The sequence below is a fragment of the Brevibacillus reuszeri genome (assembly GCF_002897295.1).
Taxonomy (GTDB): domain Bacteria; phylum Bacillota; class Bacilli; order Brevibacillales; family Brevibacillaceae; genus Brevibacillus; species Brevibacillus reuszeri_A.
Map to the genome: position 1 here is coordinate 16,701 of NZ_BEXF01000010.1, position 25,472 is coordinate 42,172.

The 25,472-nt window shown below is 48.4% G+C and carries 28 protein-coding genes and 1 other RNA gene; 9 read left to right on the forward strand and 20 right to left on the reverse strand.

All coding sequences use genetic code 11. The features are described from left to right. The 11 genes from C3B52_RS16835 to C3B52_RS16885 all read right to left on the reverse strand — a co-directional run bounded on the left by C3B52_RS16835 (nt 1) and on the right by C3B52_RS16885 (nt 10,587). On the reverse strand, nt 1–756 hold the full coding sequence (locus C3B52_RS16835) for a Stp1/IreP family PP2C-type Ser/Thr phosphatase (RefSeq protein ID WP_103107571.1): 756 nt from the start codon (nt 754–756) through the stop codon (nt 1–3). 4 nt (nt 757–760) lie between these two features. Beyond that, nucleotides 761–1,831, reverse strand: coding sequence for a 23S rRNA (adenine(2503)-C(2))-methyltransferase RlmN (gene rlmN / locus C3B52_RS16840; protein WP_103107572.1), 1,071 nt, complete (start codon nt 1,829–1,831; stop codon nt 761–763). Between the two features lie 197 nt (nt 1,832–2,028). Further along, on the reverse strand, nt 2,029–3,375 hold the full coding sequence (rsmB, locus tag C3B52_RS16845) for a 16S rRNA (cytosine(967)-C(5))-methyltransferase RsmB (RefSeq protein WP_103107573.1): 1,347 nt from the start codon (nt 3,373–3,375) through the stop codon (nt 2,029–2,031). A gap of 3 nt (nt 3,376–3,378) precedes the next feature. After that, nucleotides 3,379–4,329, reverse strand: a complete 951-nt coding sequence (fmt, locus tag C3B52_RS16850) for a methionyl-tRNA formyltransferase (protein ID WP_103107574.1) — start codon at nt 4,327–4,329, stop codon at nt 3,379–3,381. 5 nt (nt 4,330–4,334) lie between these two features. Next, nucleotides 4,335–4,811 (reverse strand): peptide deformylase, encoded by a 477-nt coding sequence (def, locus tag C3B52_RS16855; RefSeq protein ID WP_103107575.1) that lies wholly within the window; start codon nt 4,809–4,811, stop codon nt 4,335–4,337. A 16-nt stretch (nt 4,812–4,827) separates the two neighbouring features. Continuing rightward, complete coding sequence (gene priA / locus C3B52_RS16860; RefSeq protein WP_103107576.1) at nt 4,828–7,263, reverse strand: primosomal protein N'; 2,436 nt, start codon at nt 7,261–7,263, stop codon at nt 4,828–4,830. Continuing rightward, nucleotides 7,260–8,501 (reverse strand): bifunctional phosphopantothenoylcysteine decarboxylase/phosphopantothenate--cysteine ligase CoaBC, encoded by a 1,242-nt coding sequence (coaBC, locus tag C3B52_RS16865; RefSeq protein WP_103107577.1) that lies wholly within the window; start codon nt 8,499–8,501, stop codon nt 7,260–7,262. Before coaBC ends, priA begins: the two co-directional genes overlap by 4 nt. Before the next feature lie 69 nt (nt 8,502–8,570). After that, a complete protein-coding gene (gene rpoZ, locus C3B52_RS16870; RefSeq protein ID WP_103107578.1) occupies nt 8,571–8,777 on the reverse strand; it encodes a DNA-directed RNA polymerase subunit omega in 207 nt (68 codons plus the stop codon). A gap of 3 nt (nt 8,778–8,780) precedes the next feature. After that, entirely contained in the window at nt 8,781–9,401 is a 621-nt protein-coding gene (gene gmk, locus C3B52_RS16875; protein ID WP_103107579.1) for a guanylate kinase, read from the reverse strand. 16 nt (nt 9,402–9,417) lie between these two features. After that, nucleotides 9,418–9,678: an extracellular matrix/biofilm regulator RemA gene (gene remA, locus C3B52_RS16880; RefSeq protein ID WP_015891999.1), complete on the reverse strand. Its 261-nt coding sequence runs from the start codon at nt 9,676–9,678 to the stop codon at nt 9,418–9,420. A gap of 24 nt (nt 9,679–9,702) precedes the next feature. Further along, entirely contained in the window at nt 9,703–10,587 is an 885-nt protein-coding gene (locus tag C3B52_RS16885; protein ID WP_103107580.1) for a YicC/YloC family endoribonuclease, read from the reverse strand. Nucleotides 10,588–10,777: 190 nt separating this feature from the next. Between C3B52_RS16885 and C3B52_RS16890 the strand changes: the two genes are divergently transcribed. From C3B52_RS16890 to C3B52_RS16900, 3 genes are read left to right on the forward strand one after another with little or no spacing between them, the layout of a single operon-like run. After that, a complete protein-coding gene (locus C3B52_RS16890; RefSeq protein ID WP_103107581.1) occupies nt 10,778–12,517 on the forward strand; it encodes an Rqc2 family fibronectin-binding protein in 1,740 nt (579 codons plus the stop codon). A 36-nt stretch (nt 12,518–12,553) separates the two neighbouring features. After that, complete coding sequence (locus tag C3B52_RS16895) at nt 12,554–12,898, forward strand: DUF2512 family protein (RefSeq protein ID WP_103107582.1); 345 nt, start codon at nt 12,554–12,556, stop codon at nt 12,896–12,898. A 32-nt stretch (nt 12,899–12,930) separates the two neighbouring features. Further along, nucleotides 12,931–13,401, forward strand: a complete 471-nt coding sequence (locus C3B52_RS16900; protein WP_103107583.1) for a hypothetical protein — start codon at nt 12,931–12,933, stop codon at nt 13,399–13,401. Between the two features lie 89 nt (nt 13,402–13,490). Here the strand turns inward: C3B52_RS16900 and ssrS are convergent. The 3 genes from ssrS to C3B52_RS37355 form a co-directional block, all read right to left on the reverse strand. Continuing rightward, nucleotides 13,491–13,681: non-coding RNA, 6S RNA (gene ssrS / locus C3B52_RS16905), on the reverse strand. Nucleotides 13,682–13,705: 24 nt separating this feature from the next. Then, the gene (locus C3B52_RS16910) at nt 13,706–14,911 is read right to left on the reverse strand and encodes a CaiB/BaiF CoA transferase family protein (RefSeq protein ID WP_103107584.1); all 1,206 of its coding nucleotides are present in this window, start codon (nt 14,909–14,911) and stop codon (nt 13,706–13,708) included. A 24-nt stretch (nt 14,912–14,935) separates the two neighbouring features. Continuing rightward, nucleotides 14,936–15,481 (reverse strand): DUF4870 domain-containing protein, encoded by a 546-nt coding sequence (locus tag C3B52_RS37355; protein WP_235615752.1) that lies wholly within the window; start codon nt 15,479–15,481, stop codon nt 14,936–14,938. 321 nt (nt 15,482–15,802) lie between these two features. Here C3B52_RS37355 and C3B52_RS16920 point away from each other — a divergent pair, with 321 nt between their 5' ends. Beyond that, nucleotides 15,803–15,973 (forward strand): YjzC family protein, encoded by a 171-nt coding sequence (locus tag C3B52_RS16920; RefSeq protein ID WP_103107585.1) that lies wholly within the window; start codon nt 15,803–15,805, stop codon nt 15,971–15,973. 54 nt (nt 15,974–16,027) lie between these two features. Here C3B52_RS16920 and C3B52_RS16925 read toward each other — a convergent pair whose 3' ends face one another. Continuing rightward, a complete protein-coding gene (locus C3B52_RS16925) occupies nt 16,028–16,282 on the reverse strand; it encodes a hypothetical protein (protein WP_103107586.1) in 255 nt (84 codons plus the stop codon). A gap of 87 nt (nt 16,283–16,369) precedes the next feature. Between C3B52_RS16925 and C3B52_RS16930 the strand changes: the two genes are divergently transcribed. Next, complete coding sequence (locus C3B52_RS16930; protein ID WP_103107587.1) at nt 16,370–16,906, forward strand: DUF309 domain-containing protein; 537 nt, start codon at nt 16,370–16,372, stop codon at nt 16,904–16,906. Here the strand turns inward: C3B52_RS16930 and C3B52_RS16935 are convergent. Further along, complete coding sequence (locus C3B52_RS16935; protein ID WP_103107588.1) at nt 16,903–17,475, reverse strand: RNA 2'-phosphotransferase; 573 nt, start codon at nt 17,473–17,475, stop codon at nt 16,903–16,905. The two genes, C3B52_RS16930 and C3B52_RS16935, sit on opposite strands and share 4 nt — an antisense overlap. Nucleotides 17,476–17,494: 19 nt before the next feature. Next, entirely contained in the window at nt 17,495–18,175 is a 681-nt protein-coding gene (locus C3B52_RS16940) for a CPBP family intramembrane glutamic endopeptidase (protein ID WP_103107787.1), read from the reverse strand. 169 nt (nt 18,176–18,344) lie between these two features. Between C3B52_RS16940 and C3B52_RS16945 the strand changes: the two genes are divergently transcribed. Next, on the forward strand, nt 18,345–19,544 hold the full coding sequence (locus C3B52_RS16945; RefSeq protein WP_103107589.1) for an MFS transporter: 1,200 nt from the start codon (nt 18,345–18,347) through the stop codon (nt 19,542–19,544). Between the two features lie 78 nt (nt 19,545–19,622). Continuing rightward, complete coding sequence (locus tag C3B52_RS16950; protein ID WP_103107590.1) at nt 19,623–20,102, forward strand: CcdC family protein; 480 nt, start codon at nt 19,623–19,625, stop codon at nt 20,100–20,102. Between the two features lie 47 nt (nt 20,103–20,149). On the opposite strand, the gene C3B52_RS16955 is transcribed toward C3B52_RS16950, so the two are convergent. After that, nucleotides 20,150–20,959, reverse strand: coding sequence for a VOC family protein (locus C3B52_RS16955; RefSeq protein WP_103107591.1), 810 nt, complete (start codon nt 20,957–20,959; stop codon nt 20,150–20,152). Nucleotides 20,960–21,079: 120 nt separating this feature from the next. Between C3B52_RS16955 and C3B52_RS16960 the strand changes: the two genes are divergently transcribed. Continuing rightward, on the forward strand, nt 21,080–22,240 hold the full coding sequence (locus C3B52_RS16960) for a CapA family protein (protein WP_103107592.1): 1,161 nt from the start codon (nt 21,080–21,082) through the stop codon (nt 22,238–22,240). Between the two features lie 90 nt (nt 22,241–22,330). Further along, nucleotides 22,331–22,471, forward strand: coding sequence for a hypothetical protein (locus C3B52_RS36500; protein WP_164684821.1), 141 nt, complete (start codon nt 22,331–22,333; stop codon nt 22,469–22,471). A 24-nt stretch (nt 22,472–22,495) separates the two neighbouring features. On the opposite strand, the gene glpK is transcribed toward C3B52_RS36500, so the two are convergent. After that, nucleotides 22,496–24,001, reverse strand: a complete 1,506-nt coding sequence (gene glpK / locus C3B52_RS16965) for a glycerol kinase GlpK (RefSeq protein WP_103107593.1) — start codon at nt 23,999–24,001, stop codon at nt 22,496–22,498. Nucleotides 24,002–24,132: 131 nt separating this feature from the next. Then, a complete protein-coding gene (locus C3B52_RS16970) occupies nt 24,133–25,398 on the reverse strand; it encodes a homoserine dehydrogenase (protein WP_103107594.1) in 1,266 nt (421 codons plus the stop codon). Between the last annotated feature and the right edge of the window lie 74 nt (nt 25,399–25,472).

The window sequence follows — 25,472 nt, forward strand, 5'->3', positions numbered from 1 at the left end:
TCACCCCTCTTTCTGACTGGTATCAGGCGTATTTCGGACGGCTACCAGTGTGATGTTATCTTCTCCACCGGCTGTCAATGCCTCGTCTACGAGGCCGTCCACCTTTGCTTGCAACGATACCATTCTATTCAACCACTCTTCCAAGGAACTGCTGCTAACCTTATTGCTCAGTCCATCTGAGCAAATAAGAACAACATCGCCATCTGACCATGAAAACTGTCCCAGATCAATCAATACATCCGGTTCCGTTCCAAGCGATCGCATGATCACATTGCGATGAGGATGAACAGATGCTTCTTCTGGCGTAATCTGTCCATTTTTTAGCAGCTCGTTCACAAGGGAGTGATCTTCTGTTTTCATGACAAGACCATCCTGGCTAAAGTGATACAGACGGCTGTCGCCAATATGTGCAGTTATGACTGAGCTAGGACCAAGCAAGGCAGCAACAACTGTCGTACCCATGCCATTACATTCCGGATGCTCCTCTGCATACTCATAAACCTCTTTATTGGCGAGCAGGACGGCGTTCATCAGTTGCTCACGCGCGTCCTCTCCGTCTATATCCTTATCCAAATGGCGCAGTTCTTTTACTATTCTCTCAACAGCGAGCCTGCTGGCGATATCGCCAGCCTGATGACCGCCCATTCCATCTGCTACTACTGCCAGTACACGTCCGTTCAGGTCCTCTACACAGGCAAAATAATCTTCGTTTACCTGTCGGATGCGACCGACATGGGATTTCATCGCGATATCCATGGCATCACCCCACGGTTTCTTTAGCGTGTTGTGCCCTCAATTGTCCACATGCAGCTGCAATATCGCTGCCTTGCTCGCGTCTGATGGTCACATTGATTCCCTTATCCTCCAAAATACGTTTGAACTGAAAAATCTCGTCACGCGGTGTACGTACATAATCACGCTCCGGCACATAGTTTACCGGGATCAGATTGACGTGGCACAGCATGTCGCCGATCAGGCTAGCCAGCTCTTCGGCATGCTCTGGCTGATCGTTTTTTCCTCCAAACAGGCCATATTCAAAGCTGATTCGACGACCTGTTTTGTTAATGTAATGATGGCAGGCTTCCATCAGCTTGGCAAGCGGAAAGCCACGGTTGATTGGCATCAGGCTACTACGCAGCTCTGTGTTTGGAGCGTGCAGAGAAATAGCCAGATTCACTTGTCCGCCTCTTTCAGCAAACTCATAAATTTTTGGCACAATACCACTGGTGGAGACCGTGATATGGCGTGCACCTATGTTCAATCCACGGTTGTCGTTGATGACAGACAGGAAGGCCATCAAGCTCTCGAAGTTCTCAAACGGCTCTCCAATACCCATAACGACGACGTGGCTTACACGCTCGCCATCTGCGTCCAGTCTGCGCTGAGCCATCAATACTTGAGATACGATTTCACCTGCATCCAGGTTACGTTTTAGCCCGCCGAGTGTTGATGCGCAAAACGTACAGCCAATCCGGCAGCCAACCTGTGTAGTCACACAGATGCTGTTTCCATAGTTATGACGCATAATTACCGTTTCAATGGCATGTCCGTCGACCAGCTGGAACAAAAACTTGATCGTTCCGTCTTGAGATTCCTGATGAGTAATTTCTTTTAACGGGTCCATCCGGAATGTATCGGACAGCTTTTGACGCAAATCCTTGGATAGATTGCTCATTTCATCAAAAGAAGTCACGCGCTTTACATAGAGCCAGTCAAAAATTTGCTGGGCGCGAAATGCTTTGTCTCCAATTTCAGTGAGCCATGCTTTCATTTCATCTTGCGTCAAACTGTAAATGAGCGGCTTTGCGCTCGTAAATGTTGTAAGCGGCATTGCTGTTTTTCACATCCTCAAAAAATCATTGCTTAAATTGTCATTCTATCATTGTACCTCTACTGGCGTCTCGCTTCAAACGGTTTCGACATCCAATTAACAAATGCGTCGCTTTTCCTAGTGTAAACAAATCTACAGGACCGCAAACAAAGGAAAGGAGTGGCACTCATCCAACCAATGCGCCACCCCTTCTTTGCTTATTTTTTCCGTTTCAATCGCGCAATAAAGAAGCCGTCACTGTCAAAGTCATGGGGCAAAATTTGTATATACGCTCCCGTTTCATCCACCTTGTCACGAACGGCTTGCGGTAGATCATCCCGAAGCGTATCATCCAGCATAAATTCCGGATGCTCAGCAATAAACCGACGAATGATGTCCTGATTTTCTTTTGGCTCAATCGTACACGTGCTGTAAACCATTACGCCGCCTGGAGCCAGCATTGTGGAAAGACTCTTCAATAGCTCATATTGCAGCTGCGCGATTGCCCGAACATCCTCAGGTGTCTTGTTCCATTTCAGGTCCGGTTTGCGCCGGATGACCCCAAAGCCAGAGCATGGTGCATCCAGCAAAATTCGGTCAAATGTACCCAGTCCTTTTTCAGGCAAATCAAGCGCATCACTGACGATGGGCTCAATGATGGTAATTCCGAGTCTTTTCGCTGCACTCGCAATCAAATCACGTTTGTGAGGGTGAACATCACTGGCGATGATTTGCCCCTGATTCCCCATCAACTCCGCTACATGAGTCGTTTTCCCACCTGGAGCCGCACAAGCATCCAGAACCCTCATGCCTGGCTTTGGCGCGAGCGCTGGCGCTACCAGCATGGAGCTTTCATCCTGGATGGTAAAAAACCCGTCTTTAAACCAGCGCGTACCGGCTGCATGACCGCCTTCGATCAGCAAACCATCTGGGCTCAAAGCCGACTCGTTTACCGCTCCGCCTTCCTCTGCTAGCTGCGCCAAAAGCTCGTCCTTTTTGACTTTCAGTGCATTTACCCGAATCGAGCTGTGTGGCGTGCGATTGTTCGCTTCGCAGATAGCTTTTGTCGTCTCTTCCCCGTATTCCTTGATCCACTGGCGAACCAGCCATTCTGGATGGGAAAATGCCACGGAGATACGTAGAGCAGCATTACCTTCAGGGATTCGATCCCATACGTCAGGTTGACGCAAAACGTTGCGCAACACACCATTTACCATCGACGCAATCCCTTGATGCCCACGTTTTTTCGCAATCTCTACAGCCTCGTGTACCGCCGCACGCTCAGGAATCCGATCCAAAAAGCGAATCTGATACAGACTCAGACGCAAAAGGTTGCGCACCCAAGCCTGTATCTTTTTCCCTCCGACAAAATGGGACAGCACGTGATCCAGCGTTAATTTGCGTTGGATCGTGCCGTACACCAGCTCTGTTACAAGCCCAACATCAGAAGCATTCAGCTCTGTGCGATCCAGAACACTCCGCAGCTCAAGATTGCTGTAAGATTTATGCTCTTCTACCCTGTTCAGTACATCCAGGGCGATATCTCTTGCTCCCTTTTTTGCCACGGACTATTCTCCTACCTTTGTGCCGATTTCAATGTTTGCGCCCGCTCCACGCAAAAAATCGAGAGCACTCATACGTTTTTTTCCTTCTGGTTGCAATTCCGTAATTTTTACCGCACCGTCGCCGCAGGCTACGATCAAGCCATCCTCTTCTCTTGCAACGATGGTGCCTGGCTCGTTTTCTGCTGCCTGTCCTACTAGCTTTTCCACCCACCATAGTTTCCAGACCTTGCCTTGGTACGATGTAAAAGCAACCGGCCAAGGATTCAAGCCGCGGACCTGGTTGTAAATTTGCTCGGCTGTGCGCGTCCAGTCAATGCGCTCGTCTGTGCGCTTGATATTGGGAGCAAATGTAGCTTCATCATGGTTTTGAGGCTGTGCCTCGATCGAACCTGCCAATAGCTGTGGAATCGTCTCCAACAAGAGTGCAGAGCCTGCAGCAGCCAGCTTGTCATGCAAAAGACCAACTGTATCCCGTTCCTCTATTGGAACGACGACCTTGGACAGCATGTCCCCCGCATCAAGAGCTTCCACCATGTACATGATGGTTACACCGGATTCCTTTTCGCCTTCTACGATCGATTTATGGATAGGAGCGCCTCCACGGTATTTCGGAAGCAAGGAAGCATGGACGTTGATGCAGCCGTGCTTAGGTGCATCCAGCAAGCGCTTGGGCAGGATTTGTCCATAGGCTGCTGTCACGATTAAATCAGGAGAGAGTGCCAACACTTCTTCCAGCGCCTCTTCCACTTTAATTTTTTCTGGCTGCAATACAGGCAGTCCATGACGCAAAGCCGCCTCCTTGACGGGGGGCGGCGTCAACACTTGCTTGCGTCCTACGGGACGATCTGGTTGGGTTACGACTCCGATCACATTGTAGCCAGCTTCCAGCAGGGCTTCCAGACTTGCTACCGCAAAATCAGGGGTTCCCATAAACAATATACGAGCATCTTTCAAATGATTTATTCCCCTTCCTCGTCCGGGCTGATTTGATACACTTTGTCAGCGACATCGATGAACAATACGCCGTTCAAGTGATCAATCTCGTGCTGGGAGCAACGGGACAGCAAATCATCTGCTTCCAATTCAATTTCATTCCCAAAGCGATCCTGTCCGCGCAGTTTAATCCACTTGTGGCGGCGTACATCCCCACGAAGTCCAGGGATGCTAAGGCAGCCTTCTGGATAATCGAATTGCTCGCCTTTGTGCTCCACGATCTCAGGATTTACGATTTCGATAAGTCCCTCGCCACAATCCATCACGATTACGCGCTTGGAAATACCTACCTGTGGTGCAGCGAGGCCCACTCCATCTGCATCGTACATCGTATCTGCCATATCATCGAGCAGCTTGTGCAGGTTAGAGTTGAACTTCGTTACAACCATCGCTTTTTCTCGCAGGATGGCGTCAGGATGTTTAACAATTGTGCGAATAGCCATGTGATTCATATCCTCCCTAAAGCAGTACATACGGATCAACATCTATGGTCATCAGTACCTTCTGCTGTTTGTTCCATTCTTCAAATGCAGCTGTTGCCTGAGAAAGCAATTCAGCCAAATGCGGTTCATCCCGATATTTTAGCATGATCTGAAAGCGAAATCTATCCTTCACACGAGCAATCGGCGATGCCACAGGTCCGAGCAGGATCGTCGTTTGCGCCAAACGCTGTCGCAAATAATCAGCCATCGTATGCGCACCACGAATGACAACCGGAACATCCTCATGGCTAAAGGTGATTAACACCAAACGGAAATAAGGCGGATACCCAGTGCGCCGGCGCTGCAGCATTTCATCGTGATAGAAGGCAGGATAGTCATGCTTGGTAGCATGCATGATGCTGTAGTGCTCCGGAGTATAGGTCTGGATGACCACATCTCCTGCCAGTTCATGACGTCCCGCACGTCCGCCTACTTGCGTCAGCAGCTGAAATGTTTTTTCTGCAGCCCGAAAATCCGGCAGATGCAAGGATGTATCAGCAGCAATAATACCAGCCAGCGTCACGCGTGGGAAATCAAGTCCTTTTGCAATCATTTGCGTACCGAGCAGCACGTCACCCAGGCCCGAACGAAACTTATTCAGCAGCTCTTCATGCGAGCCCTTCCGAGAGGTTGTGTCGACATCCATCCGAATGACGCGAATTCCTGGAAAAAGCTTCGCCAACTCCATCTCCACTTTTTGCGTTCCTGTACCAAAAAAGCGAATATGCTCGCTTTGACACTCAGGACAATGAGCAGGCTGGGCAATCGTATACCCGCAATAATGACAACGCGCCGTATGATTCGTTTTATGATAGGTGAGCGAGATATCGCAATGTATGCAACGCATCGTGTACCCGCAGGAGCGGCACATCACAAACGTAGAAAAGCCGCGCCGATTGAGAAAAATCACCATCTGCTGTTCTTTTCGCAAGCGATCTTCAATCATTTCGTGAAGCTTGCGGCTGAACATCGAGCGATTCTGGGCTTGCAGCTCCTCTCGCATATCCACGACATGCACCTCTGGCATTGGTCGGTTCCCTACGCGGTCAGGCATCTGCAGTAGCGTGTATCTTCCTCGCGTCGCCAGGGCGTATGTCTCCAACGCAGGGGTTGCACTTCCCATCACTAGGACTGCGTCATTTTCCTTTGCTCGCCATATTGCCACTTCTCGTGCGTGATAACGCGGCGTTTCTTCTTGTTTATACGAGCTTTCGTGCTCTTCATCGATGACGATCAGACCGACATTTTGAAACGGGGCAAAAATAGCTGAACGTGCACCGACTACGACCTTTACTTGCTTGCGAATGATTTTACGCCATTCATCAAAGCGCTCACCAGAAGACAAGGCACTATGCAAAACAGCTACATCTGCACCAAAACGGCCTTTGAACCGCTCCACCATCTGAGGCGTCAGCGAGATTTCCGGTACGAGAAAGATCGCCTCGCGTCCTTTTGCCAAGGTTTGCTCAATCGCCTCTAGATAGACCTCCGTCTTGCCGCTGCCAGTCACCCCATGGAGCAAATAAGAGGCGTAGGTATGGGATTGAATAGATTGCAAAATCGGTGCCAATACTTCTTGCTGCAACGGAGTGAACTCTGGCTTCGCTTTCTCAGAGAATCTCCTGTTGGCATACGGATCACGATACACCTCGACCTGCTCGATGGCGATCCAGCCTTTGGCTTCAAGACTTTTCAACGGGGAACGGCTGATCCCATGCTCATCTCGCATCATCTGCACAGAAAAGGCCTGCCCCTCATGCTCGGCAAAAAGCTGAAGGACCCGGCGCATTTGTTCAGCACGAGCAGGCAAAGAAGCAATCGCTTCCTCAAGCTGCGTCTTCTCCAGCAAGCATTTCACGAAGGACTGCTGCTTGCGAGTAATCCGGTCTGTCACCTGGTATTCCGTTGCCAAAAGACCGCTGTGAATCCAGCCGGGCACGAGCATATATTCATCCGGAAACTGCTTTTCTACCTCTGCAAGCGGCAGATGCCGTTTACGATGGAGCTCCCACAGCAGTCCTGACTTTCCGCAGGTCTCTTCGTCTAGTGCATCGGTTGCCGTGAGCCACTTCTCCGATTTGCCTTTTAGTACGGCTGGAATCATGGCTTGAACCGCTGTGACCCATGGACATAAATATTGCTTAGACATCCATTCACTCATTTTCAGCAGTTCAGCAGTGAGTGGTGGCGTATCATCGAGCACCTGCTCCACATCTTTTAGGCGCGTGTTTTCTACCTGATCAACCGTTTGCTCCGAGATGCTGATTACATATCCCTGAAGCTTGCGTGGACCGAATGGAACAATAACTCGGCTCCCTACATGTATGATCGGGGTCAACCAGTCCGGAACGCGATAGTCAAAGGGCCGATTCGTCCGATTAACTGGCACGTCCACAATGATTTGGGCGATCATGACAGCTCCGAGAGCGCACGCTGCGAAAGCTTCACTAAAACGGCATCCAAAATTTTCTCAGCCACAGCTCGCTTGCTTAGTTTATCCAGTGCCAATTGCTCCCCTGCGCGCGTCATAATCGTAACCACATTCGTATCGCTGCCCATGCCTGCACCCTCAGTCAGCACGTTGTTGGCTACGATCATATCGAGGTTCTTTCGCTCGATTTTAGACTGCGCGTGCTTTAAAACATCCTGCGTCTCGGCAGCAAACCCGACCACAAATTGTTTGGTTTTGTGCTCCCCGACCGTCTTTAAAATATCTGGCGCTTTATCCAGCTCTAAAACGAGTGGTCCGTCGCCTTTTTTCATTTTATGCTCTTGGACTGTTTTCGGACGATAATCCGATACTGCCGCAGATTTAATCACGATATCACTCTCAGGCAAATGCTGCATGACAGCATCAAACATATCCTGTACAGATTCAACGGCAACGAACTCGACACCAGAAGGGCGTTCCAACGAGGTTGGACCACTGACGAGTGTTACTTTCGCTCCTCTATCCCGTGCAGCCTCTGCAATGGCATAGCCCATTTTGCCGGAAGCATGGTTTGTAATGTAGCGGATCGGATCGATTTTTTCACGTGTCGGACCGGCCGTTACCAAGACATGCTTGCCTGCCAAATCCTGCGTTTGCTCAGGCACTTGCTTTTTCTCGAAAAAGGCCGCAACCGCTTCGACAATTTCCTCTGGCTCCGCCAAGCGCCCTTTGCCAATCCACCCACATGCCAGCAGTCCTACACCAGGCTCGACGAACTGATAGCCATAGTCTGTAAGCTTGTCCATGTTGGCAGCTACAGCTGGGTGCCCATACATGTTTACATTCATGGCAGGAGCAACCATGACCGATGCTTTTGTCGCCAGGATTGTCGTCGTCAGCATGTCATCTGCAATTCCGTTCGCCATTTTCCCAATGATATTTGCTGTTGCCGGAGCGACCAACACGAGATCAGCTTTGTCTGCAAGCTCGATATGGCTGATCACATGCGGGTCCGGCTCGGTAAATGTATCTGTATACACAGGCAGATGCGATAAAGCCTGGAACGTCAGTGGCTGTATAAATTGCATGGCGCTTTGCGTCAAAATTACATGCACAAGAGCACCAGCCTGAGTCAGTTTGCTAGTGAGCGCTGCTGCCTTGTACGCAGCAATCCCCCCTGAAACCCCCAGTACGATTCGTTTTCCAGCTAGCGAGTGCATCCTAAAACTCCCCTCTCTCCATATCGGAAAAAAACAACCTGCTTGGAGGTTGTTTTTTGGTGGTAATCCTTATTTGCGTCCGTCTAGAAATTCGTGCACGAGTTCATCGGAGATAAACTCTTCAAGGGCAAGCCCTACAAACTTTTTGGATTTTGGTCTCACTACCTGGATTTCACTATTCTCTCGCAGCTGTCTTGCTCTCTTGGATGCGAGTGTCACCAGGATGTATTTGCTTTCCGCTTTTTCTGTCAACTCATCAATAGATGGGTACAACATAATTTATTCAACCTCCTTCAGCCATTTACGATACTTGTGAACCTGACGTTCTTTTTTCAAATGCTCCGCGGTGATAATCGCCTGAATGCGGTCACATGCTGATTCGATCACATCATTGACTACGACGTAATCGTAATGATCCATCAGCTCAATCTCTGCACGCGCCACTTCCATGCGCTTGGCGATAACCTCTTCCGTCTCCGTTCCGCGGCCAATAATTCTGTTTTCCAGCTCGTGGAGGTCAGGCGGGGCAAGAAACAGGAATGTGCCTTGCGGAAAACTTTCCTTTACCTGCAATGCACCCTGAACTTCGATCTCTAGTATAACATCTTTACCCTCATCCAGCATTTCATCCACAAATTGGCGAGGAGTTCCGTAAAAATTGCCTACATATTCAGCCCACTCTAACAGAGCGTCCTCCTCGATCATTTGTTGGAACTGTTCTTTTGATTTAAAAAAGTAGTTGACTCCCTCTACTTCTCCTGGACGTGGCGAACGCGTGGTTGCTGAAACAGAATACACAAGATCAGGCATTTTTTCTCGAAGCGCCTTGCATACCGTTCCTTTGCCCACTCCTGCAGGTCCGGAAAGAACTAAAAGAAGACCACGATCAACCATGCTCATTATGTACACTCCTACTTTATTCGTCCGATTCGTCATCCTTCGTAGTCAGACGCTGTGCTACCGTCTCCGGTTGTACTGCCGACAAAATGACGTGATCGCTATCTGTAATAATAACGGCCCGTGTCCGTCTCCCGTAGGTTGCGTCAACTAGCATGTTACGGTCACGCGCTTCCTGAATAATCCGTTTGATAGGAGCTGACTCCGGACTTACAATAGAAATAATGCGGTTGGCATTTACAATATTGCCAAATCCGATATTGATTAGCTTGATTGCCATGACGGCCCAGCCCATCCTTTCATCCTACTCAACGTTCTGTACTTGCTCTTTCATCTTCTCCAGCTCACTTTTGATCTCAACTGCCAAATGCTGGATGCGCAAATGATTCGCCTTAGATGCGATTGTATTTGCCTCCCGATTCATTTCCTGCAACAAAAAATCCAGTTTTCTCCCGACCGCCTCGTCTTTTTCAAGCTGTTCCATGAACTGATGACAATGGCTTTCTAAGCGGGTAATTTCTTCGCTGATATCACTTTTGTCTGCGAAAAAGGCTACCTCTTGCGCTATGCGCCCTATGTCCAATTCAAAAGGAGCCTGGCCAGCCCAGTCATTCAAGCGTTGATGCAGGCGGCTGTGGTACTCCTCTACACCGAGTGGAGCCAGTGCTTGAATTTCCCGGTTCCACACACGCACTTGTTCAAGACGTTTTGTCAGGTCGGCATAAAGCTGTTTTCCCTCTGCCATTTTCATGGAGAGCAAATCTTGTGCTGCTGCCTGGACTTGGGAAAGCAACCAATCGATTATTTCATCGCCATTTGCTTCTTCTAATTCCTTGGTATGTAACACTCCTGGGAAGAGTAACACGTCCCTGGCTGTCAGGACTGTTTCCAGCGAAAATCGCTGGTCGATTTCACGCGTCAGCGAAACAAACTGCTCTGCCACATCCCAATTTATGGCAGCGGCTGAAGTGGCTTGAATCGCTTCCAAAGAAACGGTTACTTCGAGACGACCCCGCCTGACAAACTGGGCGACCAGCTTGCGTATAGGGTCCTCCAGCATACTCCAGGCTTTTGGGAGGCGAACAAGGATCTCGGTAAACCGATGATTAACAGCCCGAATCTCGACTGTCAATCGTGTGGAGCCTTTTACTTCATCTATTCTTCCATAACCTGTCATGCTTCGAATCACAATTTTTCACTTCCACAGGCGTAAAATCGTTAATTAATTATAGGAGACAAGTCTTGGCAGTGTCAACCGAAGCCGTATCCTGACAACAAGATTCCTCCTTGCTTATGCTTTGTGCTACACTGTGACTGGCAACGCTTCTGATATTATTTCGCTTTTCGATGTATTCTTCTTTAGATTGAGGTGACCTATTGTGGCTTTTGATGGCGTAGTAACCCGTGCTGTAGCCCGGGAGTTACATAAGCTGGTGGGTGGACGAATTTCCAAAATCCATCAACCCCACCACAGTGATATTGTCATGCAAGTACGAACACAAGGAGAAACAGTGAAATTGCTGCTCTCCGCAAATCCTACCTACCCTCGTCTCCACATCACAACAGAGGAGTTCTCCAATCCGTTGGAAGCACCGATGTTTTGCATGCTGCTGCGAAAGCATTGTGAAGGTGGAATGATTGAATCGATTTCACAAGTGGATATGGAGAGAATTATCCATATCGATGTGCGTACGCGGGATGAGCTCGGTGATACAGCAGTCAGACGTATTATTATGGAAATCATGGGAAAGCACAGCAACATTATATTAATTGACCCTGCGACTGGAATCATTTTGGATAGTGCCATGCATGTCACGCTTGCCATTAGCCAGTATCGACAAGTAACACCAGGGCGTCCCTATATATCTCCTCCCAGCCAGGACAAAAATGATCCACTTGCTGCGAGTCAGCAGGATTTCATTTCCTCGATTGATTGGAACAGTGGCCGATTGGACAAGCAGATCGTCGATGCCTATACGGGGATCAGCCCTCTCCTCGCCAAAGAAATTCTTCATCGTGCCGGTCTGGCCAATCGTGAGACGCTGTGGGCGGCCTTTTCAGAGATCATGGATGCATTCAAACAGCATGTTTATGTACCGAACATCGTTGAAACGAAGGACAAGTCTTACTTTCATGTCGTGGAGCTGACCCATCTTCAAGCAGAGTCCACCACGCCTTTCCCAACCACGCAAGCACTACTCCAGGCCTACTATGGAGGAAAAGCGCTGCGCGATACAGTCAAGCAGCGAGCGCATGACCTGATCCGTTTTGTCACTGGAGAACGGAACAAAAATGAGAAAAAGATTGAAAAACTGGAACAAACGCTACAATACGCGCATGACGCCGAATTATTTCGCCTGTATGGTGAGCTGATTACAGCAAATATGCATCAGATGAAGCGAGGCGACAAAGAGCTTGTGACGGTCAACTGGTATGACGAGGCAGGCGGAACCTTAACTATTCCGCTAGATCCATTAAAGACACCGTCGGAAAATCTTCAGTCATACTACAAGCGTTACAACAAAGCTAAAAACAGTCTACAAGTCGTTGGTGAACAAATTGAGCAGGCGAAAATGGAGATTTTGTATTTGGATGGCTTACTGGTTCAGCTCGCTCACGCCAGCCTAAAAGAAGCCGAAGAAATTCGCGAAGAGCTGGTCGAGCAAGGATATGTACGAGACCGTAAAAAACGCGGTCCGCGCAAGAAAAAAGAGACCCGACCAGAGCTGGAGGTTTATTTTTCAACCGATGGTACCGAAATCCTCGTCGGAAAAAATAACAAGCAGAATGAGTATCTAACCAACAAGCTTGCTTCCGCTCACGATACATGGCTCCATACAAAGGATATTCCCGGGTCACATGTCGTCATTCGTGCCCGAGAGTTTACCGATGAAACTTTGCTCGAAGCAGCTACGCTCGCTGCTTACTTCAGTCGTGCCAAACAAGGAAGTCAGATTCCTGTCGACTACACGCTGATCAAGCATGTAAAAAAACCAAGTGGTGCAAAGCCCGGTTATGTTATATATGAGCAGCAGCGCACACTGTTTGTCACTCCTGAGGAAGGTCTGATTCGCCAGTTGAAAATGAATACACCATCCACGCATAGTGAAACTACCTAAGTTCATACTAAGAGCATGAAAGGGGGTGTCCGTTCCTTGCACATCTTACTCAAGCTCTTAGTGAATGGAATCATAGCGGTTCCGGGGCTTTTGTGGTCTGGAACGTCTTTTGCGTTTGCCTTGCTGACCAGTATCATTGGCAGCTTGCTTGCTTACGCTCTGGTTGATGCCTTTATCCTGCCGCGAACGAACAACACATTTGCTAGCACAGCTGATTTCTTGTTCGTATTTGCATTCTTTTGGGCAAGCTGCTCTGCGTTTGCCCAGTCCTATGTATTATCTGGCTTGTTGTTGACGGCGTTCGTCATTACAGTGGTTGAATACTTTTACCACAGCTACCTGCAGCATCGTGGGGTGCATCACTCCAAACATCCGGGTTAATGATCAATTTTTATTTCGGAAGGGGGATCAGGATGAACGTCATCGGCATCATCCAGACCGATTTAAATGAATTCAGCGTGTTGTTCGACCAAGATCAGGGCGGCCAGGGAGGGCAAGGAAACAGTGGTGGGCAAAGTCAGAGTCAAGGCCAGAGCCAGCAAGGCGGACAAGATTCTGGGGACAGCGACTCCATGTTTCTCAGCTTTTTAGATGAGCAGCCTACCTCCAACGAGGGCTCTAACCAAAGCTCCCAAGGTGGACAGGGCGGGCAGGGTGGCCAGCAAAACGGCCCACAAGAAATGACGGTCCGCATCAAAGGAATTCCAGAAGGACAAAAAGCGAATTTCTTGCAAATGTATCAAATCATTCAGGACGCCAAGGATTCTCAAACATTGGAACAATCATTGACGATTGTAGGCCAGGGTGATCAACAGGACAGCCACGGCGGACGGGATGTCAAACAAAATCAGGGCCAGGGTCACGGATCTGGAAATCAAAACTAGCCCCTCCTCCCCCACAAAAAAACCACCTGGAATGACTCCAGGTGGTTTTGTCCCATGCTAAAAAAGGCATGAATCTTATTGAATACAGCCAAGTCCCCGCTCTGCCGTTGACCTCATGTTTCTATAACCTGCGCTCACACAGGTGGGTGACCCTTTCGTGCTTCAGCCTTCCCATGCATCCATATGGAGGTGGGCCTGACATCTACAGCGAATTTCCGTCTCCCGAAAAACACGTATAAGGTTAGAAACATTTACGGCCTATCGTACATCGCAGGATCTTGATACACATACTCTATCACAAAATTCATTCCTGCTCAACGGATAATCTTCCCGTTTTCGCAGATGCACCAGGAATTACGCCCAGCTTCACCAGACGTTGTAATCCGTCTTCTGACAGGTTTAGCTTCCGTTTTAACAGCTCATGTGTATGATCAGTAAACCATGGAGGTGATTTGCGATCTCCCTCCGTATGAGTTTGCTTTTGCCCTGCCAGACGCAATTCCTTTTTCTCCACGAGAGGCAGAGTATACGCAATTTCACGACTCGTTACATACGAGCTGTCCGCCCATCTATCCAGCTCTTCCACTGCTGTCAGGCAGCAGTCTACCTCGATTCCAAGCTCACTCCACTCCGCTTGGGTACGTGATAAGAACAACGCTTTCATTTCCTCATAAATCTCAGGCTGTTGAATGATTGTCGCCAAATGGTGCAGCTCCCAGTCTTCTCGACCGACTGCCCGGCAGAAATTGAGCCAAAATTTCTCTTCCAGAGCAGCAAGAGCTACATAGTGACCGTCCGAGGTTTCGAATACGTGATAGGCTAACCTCCCCTGCCGATTAGCTTGATCCCAAACCATTTCTTTATATTTAGAAAAGATCGCGAACAGGCCCATCCAGGATGAAAAAAGATCAGCGGATGCAACGTCGAGGTAGGCCCCCCGCCCAGTCCGTAAACGCTGTACAAGTGCCGCACATATTTGTTCACTCGCATATAGCCCGAGAGCGAAATCGGTTATCGGCGCATCTGTGATGACAGGAATGCCAGCTACGTCCCTAACGGTGGAAAGAAAGCCGCTAACTGCTTGAACGTTCAGGTCTTGTCCTCCTAGCTGAGAAAGCTCACCACTCTGTCCATAACCGGTAACTGAGCAATAAATAACCGCAGGATGGACAGCCCATAAGCTGTCATAATCAAGCCCCAGATGTCGTAAGACTCCAGGGCGAAAGCTCTCTACGACGACATCAGCTTGTTTGGCCAAAGCAAATGCGAGAGCTTTCCCTTCGTCCGTCCGTAAATTCAAGGATATGCTTTTATGATTCCGATGCGAGCGCAGGTAAAATCCTTCCTGTCCATTAGCCTCTCGATTCGTGGTACCGGCAGATCTTCCATGGTCATAGTCAGGAAAAGTCTCTACCTCAATGACCTCCGCCCCTAAATCAGCGAGCCTCATCGTGCAAATAGGCCCAGGAAGTTGGCGTGAAAAATCGACGACCGTAACACCCGTGAGCATGCCAGGACACCCCATTTCACCGATTTACCCTACTCCTTCGTATTTCGAGATCAAGGAGGTTGCTTTCCCCTCATTCGTCTTCACTGCTGCCATGACGACCAATATAATCCAAAATAAGAACAAAGCGATCAACAGTAATGCGCCGATAAAAATAACGAGCAAAAGACTTGAAATCGCCGCGTAAATCGTAACGGAGATGTTAAAGTTCAGAGCTTCTTTTCCATGCGCGTCAAAAAAGGCCCCTTCCTCACGCTTTACTAGCCAGACAATCAGCGGACCGAGCACATTACCAAGCGGAATGATAAATCCGATGAGGGCTGACAAATGTACGATTACAGCCCACATACGCTCCTCTTTTCCCGACAGATAACTCATTATGATTCCTCCTACAATCTGATTATTTTTAGTGTACGACGAAATTGCAGCAAAGTTGCGAAAAAACGAAAAAAGCGCCCCAAAAGGCGCTTTTTCGCTATTAATATTTGCCACCCATAGAGGACCCACCGTAACCACCCATAGAGGACCCGCCATAGCCGTAACCGTGGTCACATCCTCCATGACCATGTCCATGACCGTGACCGCAGCTTCCGTGACCGCTCTTGCACTCCATTTTGTAGTATGGCTTATAGTAGCAATGTTTTTTGTAATATTTCTTCTTGCAGCACTTCTTGTAGTAGCATTTGCAATGTGACTTTCTGCATCCGCAACCCATTGAACCTCACCCCCTCTTGATCGGTACATCTACAAGGTATGTAGGTGATGGTTCATTGGCACGGGGCACTTGTCTATTCTGGTGGGAAAATCAGCGTCTGTCACGGTTTTTCCAGCATGAAGCTTATCCACTAACGAAATACTAAGTTCGATATAACAAAGCTTGAAGGAGGAATCCTTATGGGAGAACACAGCCGTTTTCGCGAAGGTCAAAAATCTCCAAAAAACGCTGTATACATGGAAATCGGTGAGTCAGGAGCAGGGGTACAGGACCCAATGATCATCGAGCTTTCCAAGGGAGAAAAGTTCCCTGCGACCCGCAATAAAAACCGGGTTTGGACACAAAAGTAGTTGAATAGCAAAGAACCAACCCTTTCGAATCTGCACGAGGGTTGGTTCATTTTATTAATGATCGTTTTCATCCTCTTCGTCATCTTCATCCTCGAAGTCTTCCTCATCTCCGCTAACATAGATGATCGTAACCCCGAGGCTTTCCAACAGCTGGATGACTTCCCGATTTAATTCCTGATCCATCAAAAGCCCCAGGCTTTCTACAAGCTCCAGCTCCTCCAATTCACCGTTCTCGGCGTCCTCGATCAGCTCTATAATTTCTGTCATTCGCTTTTTTTCCAATACTGCCATCAGTTCTTCTCTCGTCATAAATGGTTTCGCACCTCATTTTCTCATCTCTTTGCTTTATAATAGTATATAACCTGACAGTTGAAAACCAAGCAATGAGGTGACCACATGTATCCACAACCATACCTGGACTATTTGGTTCAGTTTCATGTTGAACGCGATTATTTTGAATGTCACGAAATTCTTGAAGAATATTGGAAAAGCGCTCCTCCAAACGAACGTAAGCCTGTTTGGGTGGGGTTGATTCAAATTGCTGTAGGGCTTTATCACCAAAGACGCGGGAATCATAATGGAGCTATCAAAATGCTCACGAGTGCGCTCGCTCTTGTCAATGAGCATCAAAGCGATATTCGTCAGCTTGGCTTGGATAGCGCTGTCCTAAATGAGCGGCTCGTTCAACGGCTAGAGGAGCTGAAGCAAGGCAAGGCTTATCACAGCCTGTCTTTGCCTATTGCAGACAGCCGCTTGCAGCAAGCATATGAAGAAGCCTGCCTGCTCCGCAACTCGCCAAAAGACACCGCGAGCAACATGGAGGATTTCTATTTACTAAACAAGCATACATTGCGTGATCGCAGCGATGTCTTTGCTGAAAGAAGCCGTCAGCTGCAAATTCGAGAGGAACGCCGAAAAAGCCAAGCCGACTAGTCGGTGTATGGCAATAAGTATGCTGGTGGAAGTGACTTGCACATAAAGTAGTGGTCGTTAACCTGATAAAAAGGAACGCCGGCTTTATGTGCCTCCTGCGCTTTCACGCTCAAAAGGGACAACGCGTCCACTGGCATACCGATATCTTTGGGGCTTCTCGCTAACTGAACAAACTCACTTGCGATGGGTAACAAGCCAGCAGAAAGCACTTGCCGTATTAATTTGCGGTGAGTTCCGTAATAAAGCAGCTCAGGAGGAGCCATCTCTGTCAGTCTGCCACGGCTTATCGCTGGCAGAAATCCATAAGTTGCTCGTATTAAAGCACCACCGTCCCACTCGATCTGTTTTCCGGGGTCATTTTCGACGACCTGCCATAAATCGGAGCGACTCACCAGCGCACAGCCCTTGAGTGTTCGTAGGTAGGCAAGCATCGGCTCCACAGGTGTATATCCGTATGTATCAAAATAAAGCTGGACGTGCTCATTATTTTGCCGAAGAATACTGAGTAATCGTTTACGCAAGCGCAGCTCTTCCTCGTGCACAGCCGTAGACCCCTTTCCTTTTTCCATACAGCACCAACAGCACCTCTCAATAAATCCACAAGAGCACAGCCATCACAAGCCCTAAATCCGCCAAGATATGACTAAACCACGTTGAGTAAATCGCAGGAAACAAGCCTTTCATCCAGCCCCAAATCATTCCTGCACCAAAGACTAGGAAGGTGATCATTAGCCCTATCTTCAGTCCGAACATGACCGTTGCCACAATCAAGTGATAAAGCGAATAAAAAAAGCTGGATAAAATAATGGCCATCGTTTGTGACAATGACCGCCGCATCCGTTGCAAAACGAAGCCACGCCAAAACAATTCCTCCAGCAGTGAGTTCACAAAGACTAAATAAAAGCTAAACAGCCATATCCATCGATCATTGAGATCCCAATCCACTAGGATTCGCCGGATGTTCTCAGATCTGCCCTCCGGTTGCAATAGAAGCCAAGCGCCTGCAAGCAGTCCTATAATTAAAAACAAGCCTAAAGCAAGTCCGTAAAATGCCCCTCGCTTGTCAAACTGGCCCCACGCATGACTCCAGCTCTCCCGCAGCGTCCCCTCCCACCAGCCATGCAGAAAAGGGATGCATAAACAAACTAGCAAATGAAACGACACAAACGTGACAAACAAACTGTGCCGCTCAATTAGTCCATAAAAGATCGATAAAGTAGCTGCGAACCCATAGCCAATCAGTAAAAGTAACGACCGTTTTCGCTTCATACGGATTAGCTCCCTCTTTTGCGTAATGGCCGCTTCGTATCGGTATAGGTTGTCCTTTATGAAAGCTGTGAATACCCACAAAGACAATAAATATACAATTTGGGAGGGAGATGCTATACTGAGTGATACCTTTTGCTTAGCAAAAAAAATTTGATATGGAGTGGCTCTCATGTTGTGGCGAAACCGAACATTTCTCCTCTTAATGACTGGGGAGATCGTCGCAGGAGCAGGCATGTGGATTTCAATCATCGCCAATCTACAGTTCATGCAGAGCTTGATCCCATCCGAAACGGTAAAAGCACTGATTTTGATGAGCGGACTGGTGGTCAGCATCTTGCTTTCTCCCAAAGCTGGCGTCGTAATTGACATGTACGACAAAGGCAAAGTGATGATGCTTGCAAGCTTGGTACGATGCTTGAGTCCTGTTTTCATGTTCCCTGCTATTGCGTATGATTCTATCCTCTGGATGATCGTCTCCCTCATTTTCATGCAATGCTCCGCAGCCTTTTACTTTCCGACCGTGCAAGCGTCCCTGCCTGCCATACTGGACAAAGACGAATTGCTTAAAGCAAACAGCGTCTATCTGAATATTTCTACGTTATCCCGTATCGGTGGAACTGCATTAGGCGGTGTGCTCGTCGTCTCGATGAATTTGCAAATGCTATATGTATGCTCGATCGTTGCTTATGCTGTTTTAGCTTTAGTGACCCTCTTTCTACGCATTCCTCAGGTAACATCCCGCAGAATGAAGGAAAAAGTCGAGTTCCGCGAAGTATTGACCATTACGAGAAAAGACCCTGCACTCATGGTTGGATTAATTAACAACGGCTTGATTACCCTCTTTTTAGGCGGTCTCAATTTAATGATTTTAAACTTTAGTGAAATTCATCAAGAGCCGCAATTAATGGGTTGGATTTACGCTTTTGAAGGCGTCAGCATTCTCATCGGAAGCCTGCTTGCGAAGCGCTGGATTGGGCAAAATAATCTGGTCGCTGCGTCCACATTGATGCTTGTGTTCTTTGCGTTTTCCCAGTACGGGATGTCAGTAGCTGATAACAAGATGATGGTTCTGGGTTCCTTTGCCGTCTTTGGTTTTGTTGTGGCGTTCTTTTTTCCAGTGATATCAACGATTTTCCAAAAACGATTACCTGCCCATCAGCAAGGACGATTTTTCTCTTTTAAAAGTATGCTAGATCGCAGCTTCTTCCTGGTTGCTCTGGGTATTACTGGCGCAGGACTGGACTTACTAGGCGTCAGCGGTTACTTACTGTTTATCGGTTCCCTTACCATGCTATTTGCAATCGTAACCTTCTTTTACAGCAAAAAGCATAAGCTCGATGTCCGTGCCAACGACGAGGCAGCGGCATAATACTTTCCCCTATCCTTGGTTTGGTGTAAACTAAAAGAGGTTGTTCAAAGAGTTCAAAACTAATGGAGGGGTTCTTCCATGCAAATACTATCGTCAACCGCTTTGGGGATACTAGTCCCTCTGGTGATGGCGACCGCAGTTATCTTTTTGAGAATGAAGCGTCAGAAAAAGCCGGTTTCTGCAAAAAGCATTATTCTCCCGCCGTTTTTTATGGCGACAGGCTTCGCCATGTTTTTCTTGCCGGAAGCAGCGACGCCTCCGATGTATGATGTTGGCGCTTTTCTCGTCGGACTGGTCTTCTCCATTCCTTTGATTTTGACCTCTCGCTTTGAGATTATCGGTCAAGATGTTTATCTAAAGCGTTCACGAGCGTTCTTTTTTATTTTGGCGGGATTATTGGTGATTCGCCTGATTATCAAGCTGATCATCAACGACTCTTTTACCCCCGTTCAAACAGGCGGTCTTTTCTTCCTGCTGGCATTCGGAATGCTTGTACCGTGGAGAATCGCTATGCTGTACATGTATCGCCAACTGACGAAGAAAACGTTTGGGACCTAAAAACCAGAAAACGAGCAGCCCTCCTTTTTCGAGGAACTGCTCGTTTTTTATTGCTTCGAACGAATATAGGTGGCTCCGAATATAGCTTCACTTCCCTCTGACCCTCCAGTAAAGGACGCGAAAAAAGGGTTCTGTCCACGTGCTGACAGTGCCTTTGATGCGAGCCCTTCTGTGACCGGTTGACAAAGCACAATGCGTTGTCCACTTAGCTCCAACGCCTGGCATCGCGCTCCAAGCTTCTCATCCATCCACACACTGCTCACCTGACAATCAAGCCATCGCTTCCACGTATTCACCGCATCCTCCAGATCATGAACGGCATAGCCTACACTTTGCAAGTCATTTGCCTGATTCGGATGGGCGGCAATGATCCCTCTTTTTCTCAGATCCACTTCACGCTCTTCATCACTTTGCTGCCATTCGATTAAAAAAGGTGGGCGCAGCTGGCTCTTTGGATCTTCAAAAAACAGCATTCTCCAGCTCAAAAGCGAGCCGTCCTCTCGTTTGCGATTGCCAGCGACGGGTCCGTGTACGATCAAATTCTTTTCCGCAAGTATCCTCGCCCATTCATCCATCTGTTTTGTACGCAGCGCAATTTGACCAAGACCCTCACCTATTTCACGATCCTGGACGAGCTGACGAATCAACAAATTATCCGATTGCTCGGCAAGCTCATCCACCTCAATCGCCAGAAACTCCACATATGAAAGTCCGAAGTAACTAAGGCTATTCCATGTCCCCCAAGCCTCGTGGCGGCCACCGGCTACGGAATGAAAGCCTGCTTGACGGAACTTTTCCGTCGCTTCCGCAGGTGCACGATCCAGAAAATGTACCAAATGATCAAATACAAGTTGCATAATGTTTTCCCCTTTTCGTATACAGCCTAGTGAATTGCAGCAAGAAGAAAAGCTTATCAACAAATGGTATAATATAAAAATGTTCCAAAATCATGTTGTCTTCGTTACATAGGGGGAGAAATGAATCAGACTAGATCAAACCGGGTAAGATCTCGTCGTAAAAGGAGAAGAAGCAAGTGGATCCGGATGGGGCAGAACACGCTTGTTTTCAGTTTACTAGCCGTTATTGCAGCCGGCTTGTATTTCGCTGTTGATTCGTTTACAAAAAACGGTAGCCACACAGATGATCATGCTTCCCATCCTGCGACAGATCATGTAGATCCACCGGAAGAGCCTACAGTAGTCTTAACATTTGTAGGGGATGTCATGATGTCTGGCAACGTAGAAAAACGATTGCTGGAAAAAGGTTTTGATTTCCCCTTTGCACATGTTCGATCACTATTTTTGCAAGATGATTATACGATCGCCAATCTGGAGACACCGATAACGTTACGGGGCACGCCATCGGAAAACAAGGAATTTGTCTACAAATCATCTCCAGAAGCGATTCCCGCCATGAAAGAGGCTGGCATCGATGCGGTTAACTTGGCGAATAACCACTCTATGGACCAAGGAGTCGAAGGGTTACTGGATACGTTCTCAGCATTGGATGCTCATCAGATTGCCTATGTTGGTGCAGGCAAAGACGCCAAAAGAGCCTACGCTCCCGTCTATGTCGAGAAAAAAGGCATCCGTATCGCCTTGCTTGGGTTTAGCCGCGTGATTCCACAGGTAAGCTGGTACGCTGGTAAAGATCAGCCCGGCCTTGCCGCTACCTATGATCCGGCACTTGCAGTACAAGCGATTCAGGAAGCTAAGAAAGAGGCTGACCTGGTCATCGTGATCGCTCATTGGGGAAAGGAAAAAGTGGATTTTCCCGTCGATTATCAACAGGCATTGGCCCGCGCCTATATTGATGCTGGAGCTGATCTGATCGTCGGGGGACACCCGCACGTCCTGCAAGGCTTTGAACAGTATCGCGGCAAATGGGTTGCCTACAGTATGGGTAATTTTATTTTCACTCGCGCTGTCGAACCAAAAACATGGGACAGCATGGTGCTGCAAGCGAGTTGTACAAAAACAGGTGATTGTCATCTGAAGATGCTGCCCTATTATGCTGAGCTGGGGCAAGCCGTACCAATGAATGATCACGACGGGGCCGCTTTATTAAAGCGCATCGAGTCGATTTCGGAAAATGTGCAGATCGAAGGTGACGGTACGGTCCATGCCAAAAAAGAATAACATCGCTGATTTTTCTTTTATTTGCGAAACTCCCCTCTTGCTGAATCGTATAACATAATAAGAAACAAGCAACTACAAGGAGTGAGAGCGATGACAGGATTGATCATTACAGTAGCGGCGATCGGAATCTTTGTCCTCTCGGGTTATTTCCTGACCAAATGGGAAAAAGCAGTTTTTCCAGGCAACCAGCAAAATGGCAAGGATCAACAAGATCCAACTCATCAGAAATAAACAGGTGCAGGCAGTGAGCAGCTTTCATGACGAAAAAGCGCGTGCTGCCTGCACTGCCTTTTTCCACCCTGCATACAATTCCTCGCGTTCCGTTTGCGTCATCTGCGCGTCAAACGTCCGTTCTACTCTCCAGTTATCAGCAATTTCCTGCCGACTATTCCAAAAGCCAACCGCTAGCCCAGCGAGATAGGCGGCTCCTAAAGCTGTGGTCTCACTAACCTCTGAGCGCTCAACAGGCACACTGAGCAGATCACTTTGGAACTGCATGAGAAAATTATTTGTGACTGCTCCACCATCTACCCGTAATTTTTTTAACGGAAGACCTGCATCAGCTTCCATCGCAGTCAGTACATCCCGCGTCTGGTAAGCAAGAGATTCCAGTGTCGCACGAATAAAATGCTCTTTGCTCGTTCCACGTGTAAGACCAAATACCGCACCGCGTACTTCGCTGTCCCAATACGGCGTTCCCAGTCCGACGAAAGCAGGCACGACATACACGCCTTGGGCCGAAGTGACTCGTGTCGCGTATTGCTCACTGTCTGCTGCCGATTTCAGCATCCGCATCCCATCACGCAGCCACTGAATAGCTGATCCCGCCACAAATATGCTACCTTCGAGTGCGTACTCCACACGTCCGTCCAGCCCCCACGCAATTGTGGTCAATAAGCCATGCTGTGAGGAAACTGCTTTGGACCCTGTATTCATGAGCATAAAGCAGCCTGTTCCGTATGTATTTTTCGCCATGCCTTCCTCAAAGCATGCTTGCCCAAACAATGCCGCTTGCTGGTCACCTGCCGCCCCGGCAATCGGCACCTCTGCACCAAAAAATAAATTCCGATCCGTGTAGGCATAGACTTCTGAGCTAGAGCAAACCTTTGGCAGCATCGCTTTGGGCACATCGAGTAGAGCAAGCAGCTCCTCGTCCCAGGTCAGATCGTGAATGTTAAAGAGGAGTGTACGGGATGCATTGGTATAATCCGTCACATGCGCCACGCCACCAGACAGCTTCCAAATCAGCCAGGTGTCAATCGTGCCAAACAACAGCTCGCCCCGCTCCGCGCGCTCTCGTGCCCCTGGTACGTGATCCAGAATCCACTTGACCTTGGTTCCCGAAAAATAAGCATCGATTAATAGTCCTGTCTTGGCACGAACCCAGTCATTTTTCCCCTGCTGCTTCAGCTCTTCACAGATTTTGCTTGTTTGACGTGATTGCCAGACGATGGCATTGTATATCGGAACCCCGGTCTGTTTATCCCACACCAACGTAGTCTCGCGCTGGTTCGTGATCCCGATCGCCGCTACCTCGCTTGCAGAAATATTGTGGCTCGTCAGCACCTGCCCAATTACAGCAACCACAGATGACCAAATCTCAAGCCCATCATGCTCTACCCAGCCTGGCTTCGGGAAATGCTGGGTAAACTCTTTTTGGGCCACTCCCGCTATTTTCCCTTCGCGAGTAAAAAGCATGGCACGCGTGCTGGTCGTACCCTGATCGATAGCCAGCACGTAACGCTTTTCTGCAGCTGTCATCTGCTTCGCCTCTCTTTCCTTGTCTATTCTGCCTAGAGCAGCAAGTTTTTTTCTTACTACCTATATTTGAGAAAAAGAAGTTGATCCCTCTTTTTCAAACAGAAAGATGAGAAAAGAAAAAGCTTGTTCTTTTACTCCACCGCCTCTAATACCGGGAAACACCGTACCGTCAGCCCAAAGTCGCTCCCTAGCACTGCTGCATGGTCTTCTGATAATCCGCTTGTGATCAGACCAGCTCGCAAAACGCCTCCGAGGTCAAATTGAACCTTTAGTTTACTGATTGTAACCCCAGCTGTACGTAAAAAGTGAAGGACGCGATCCGGTGTTGCAGATGAGCATGAACCTTCGAGATAACACAGCGTACGCTGGATTTCTTCACTTACCTCCGCGGTCGCAGCGGCAATTTCTTTCCATGCCGGGTGAGGTGTAAATGGCTGTGTCAACAAATACGCCAAATCCTCGACAACTGCACTAGCCGTTGGAAGCTCTCCTGCCCCTCTTCCTGTAAACAGCAAATCACCTACAATATTTCCGGAGAGCTGAACTGCGTTAAAAGCATCCTGAATCTGTGCCAATGGATGAGTGATTGGCAGCATAGTCGGTTCAACGGAAAGTCGAATACCTTGCTCCGTTTGATAAGCCTGGGCAATCAGCTTGATCCGATAGCCAAGCTCACTGGCAATGCGAATATGCCCAGCGGAGAGATCTGAGATCCCTTTTCGCACCACATCTGAAAGCGGGAGCGATTCTCCATACACCAGCTGCGCGAGGATATACAGTTTGTACATCGCATCGAAGCCTTCGACGTCAGAACGCGGGTCTGCCTCAGCATAGCCGAGCTCCTGCGCCTCCTTTAAAACCTCCTGGTAGGAGAGCTGCTCCGCTTCCATTTTAGTCAGAATGAAGTTGGTCGTGCCATTGAGGATTCCACGTACACCGCTTATGTCATTGGTTCTTAAAAATTGGCGCAGCACACTCAAAATCGGGATTCCACCCGCAACACTCGCTTCATATGCCAAATGCACCTGATGCTGATTCGCCAGCTCGACCAGCTCTGTTCCCCGTTTGGCCAGCAGCTCTTTGTTCGCTGTTACGACATGGCAGCCTTTTTCAATCAACGCTCGAACGTAATCATAAGTAGGCTCGACACCGCCCATCACTTCTACAACAATATCCACATCACTATGCAATATATCCTCAAAGCTTGTCGTCAATAAAGATGCATCAATGTGAACCGCACGCTCCTTTTCGGAATCGCGAACCAGTGCTTTCACGATTTCAATCCGTTTTCCCAATCGCGAAGACAGCTTTTCTTGCTGAGAGCGTATCGTTTTGATGACGCCTCCACCCACAGTACCAAGTCCCAACAAACCTACACGAATTACGCCAGCGCTCATATTAACCACTCCATCCTCATAATTGAAAAAAAGAAAAAGCCTTCTTCGCTAAGAAGAAGGCTCTTGGGCATCGC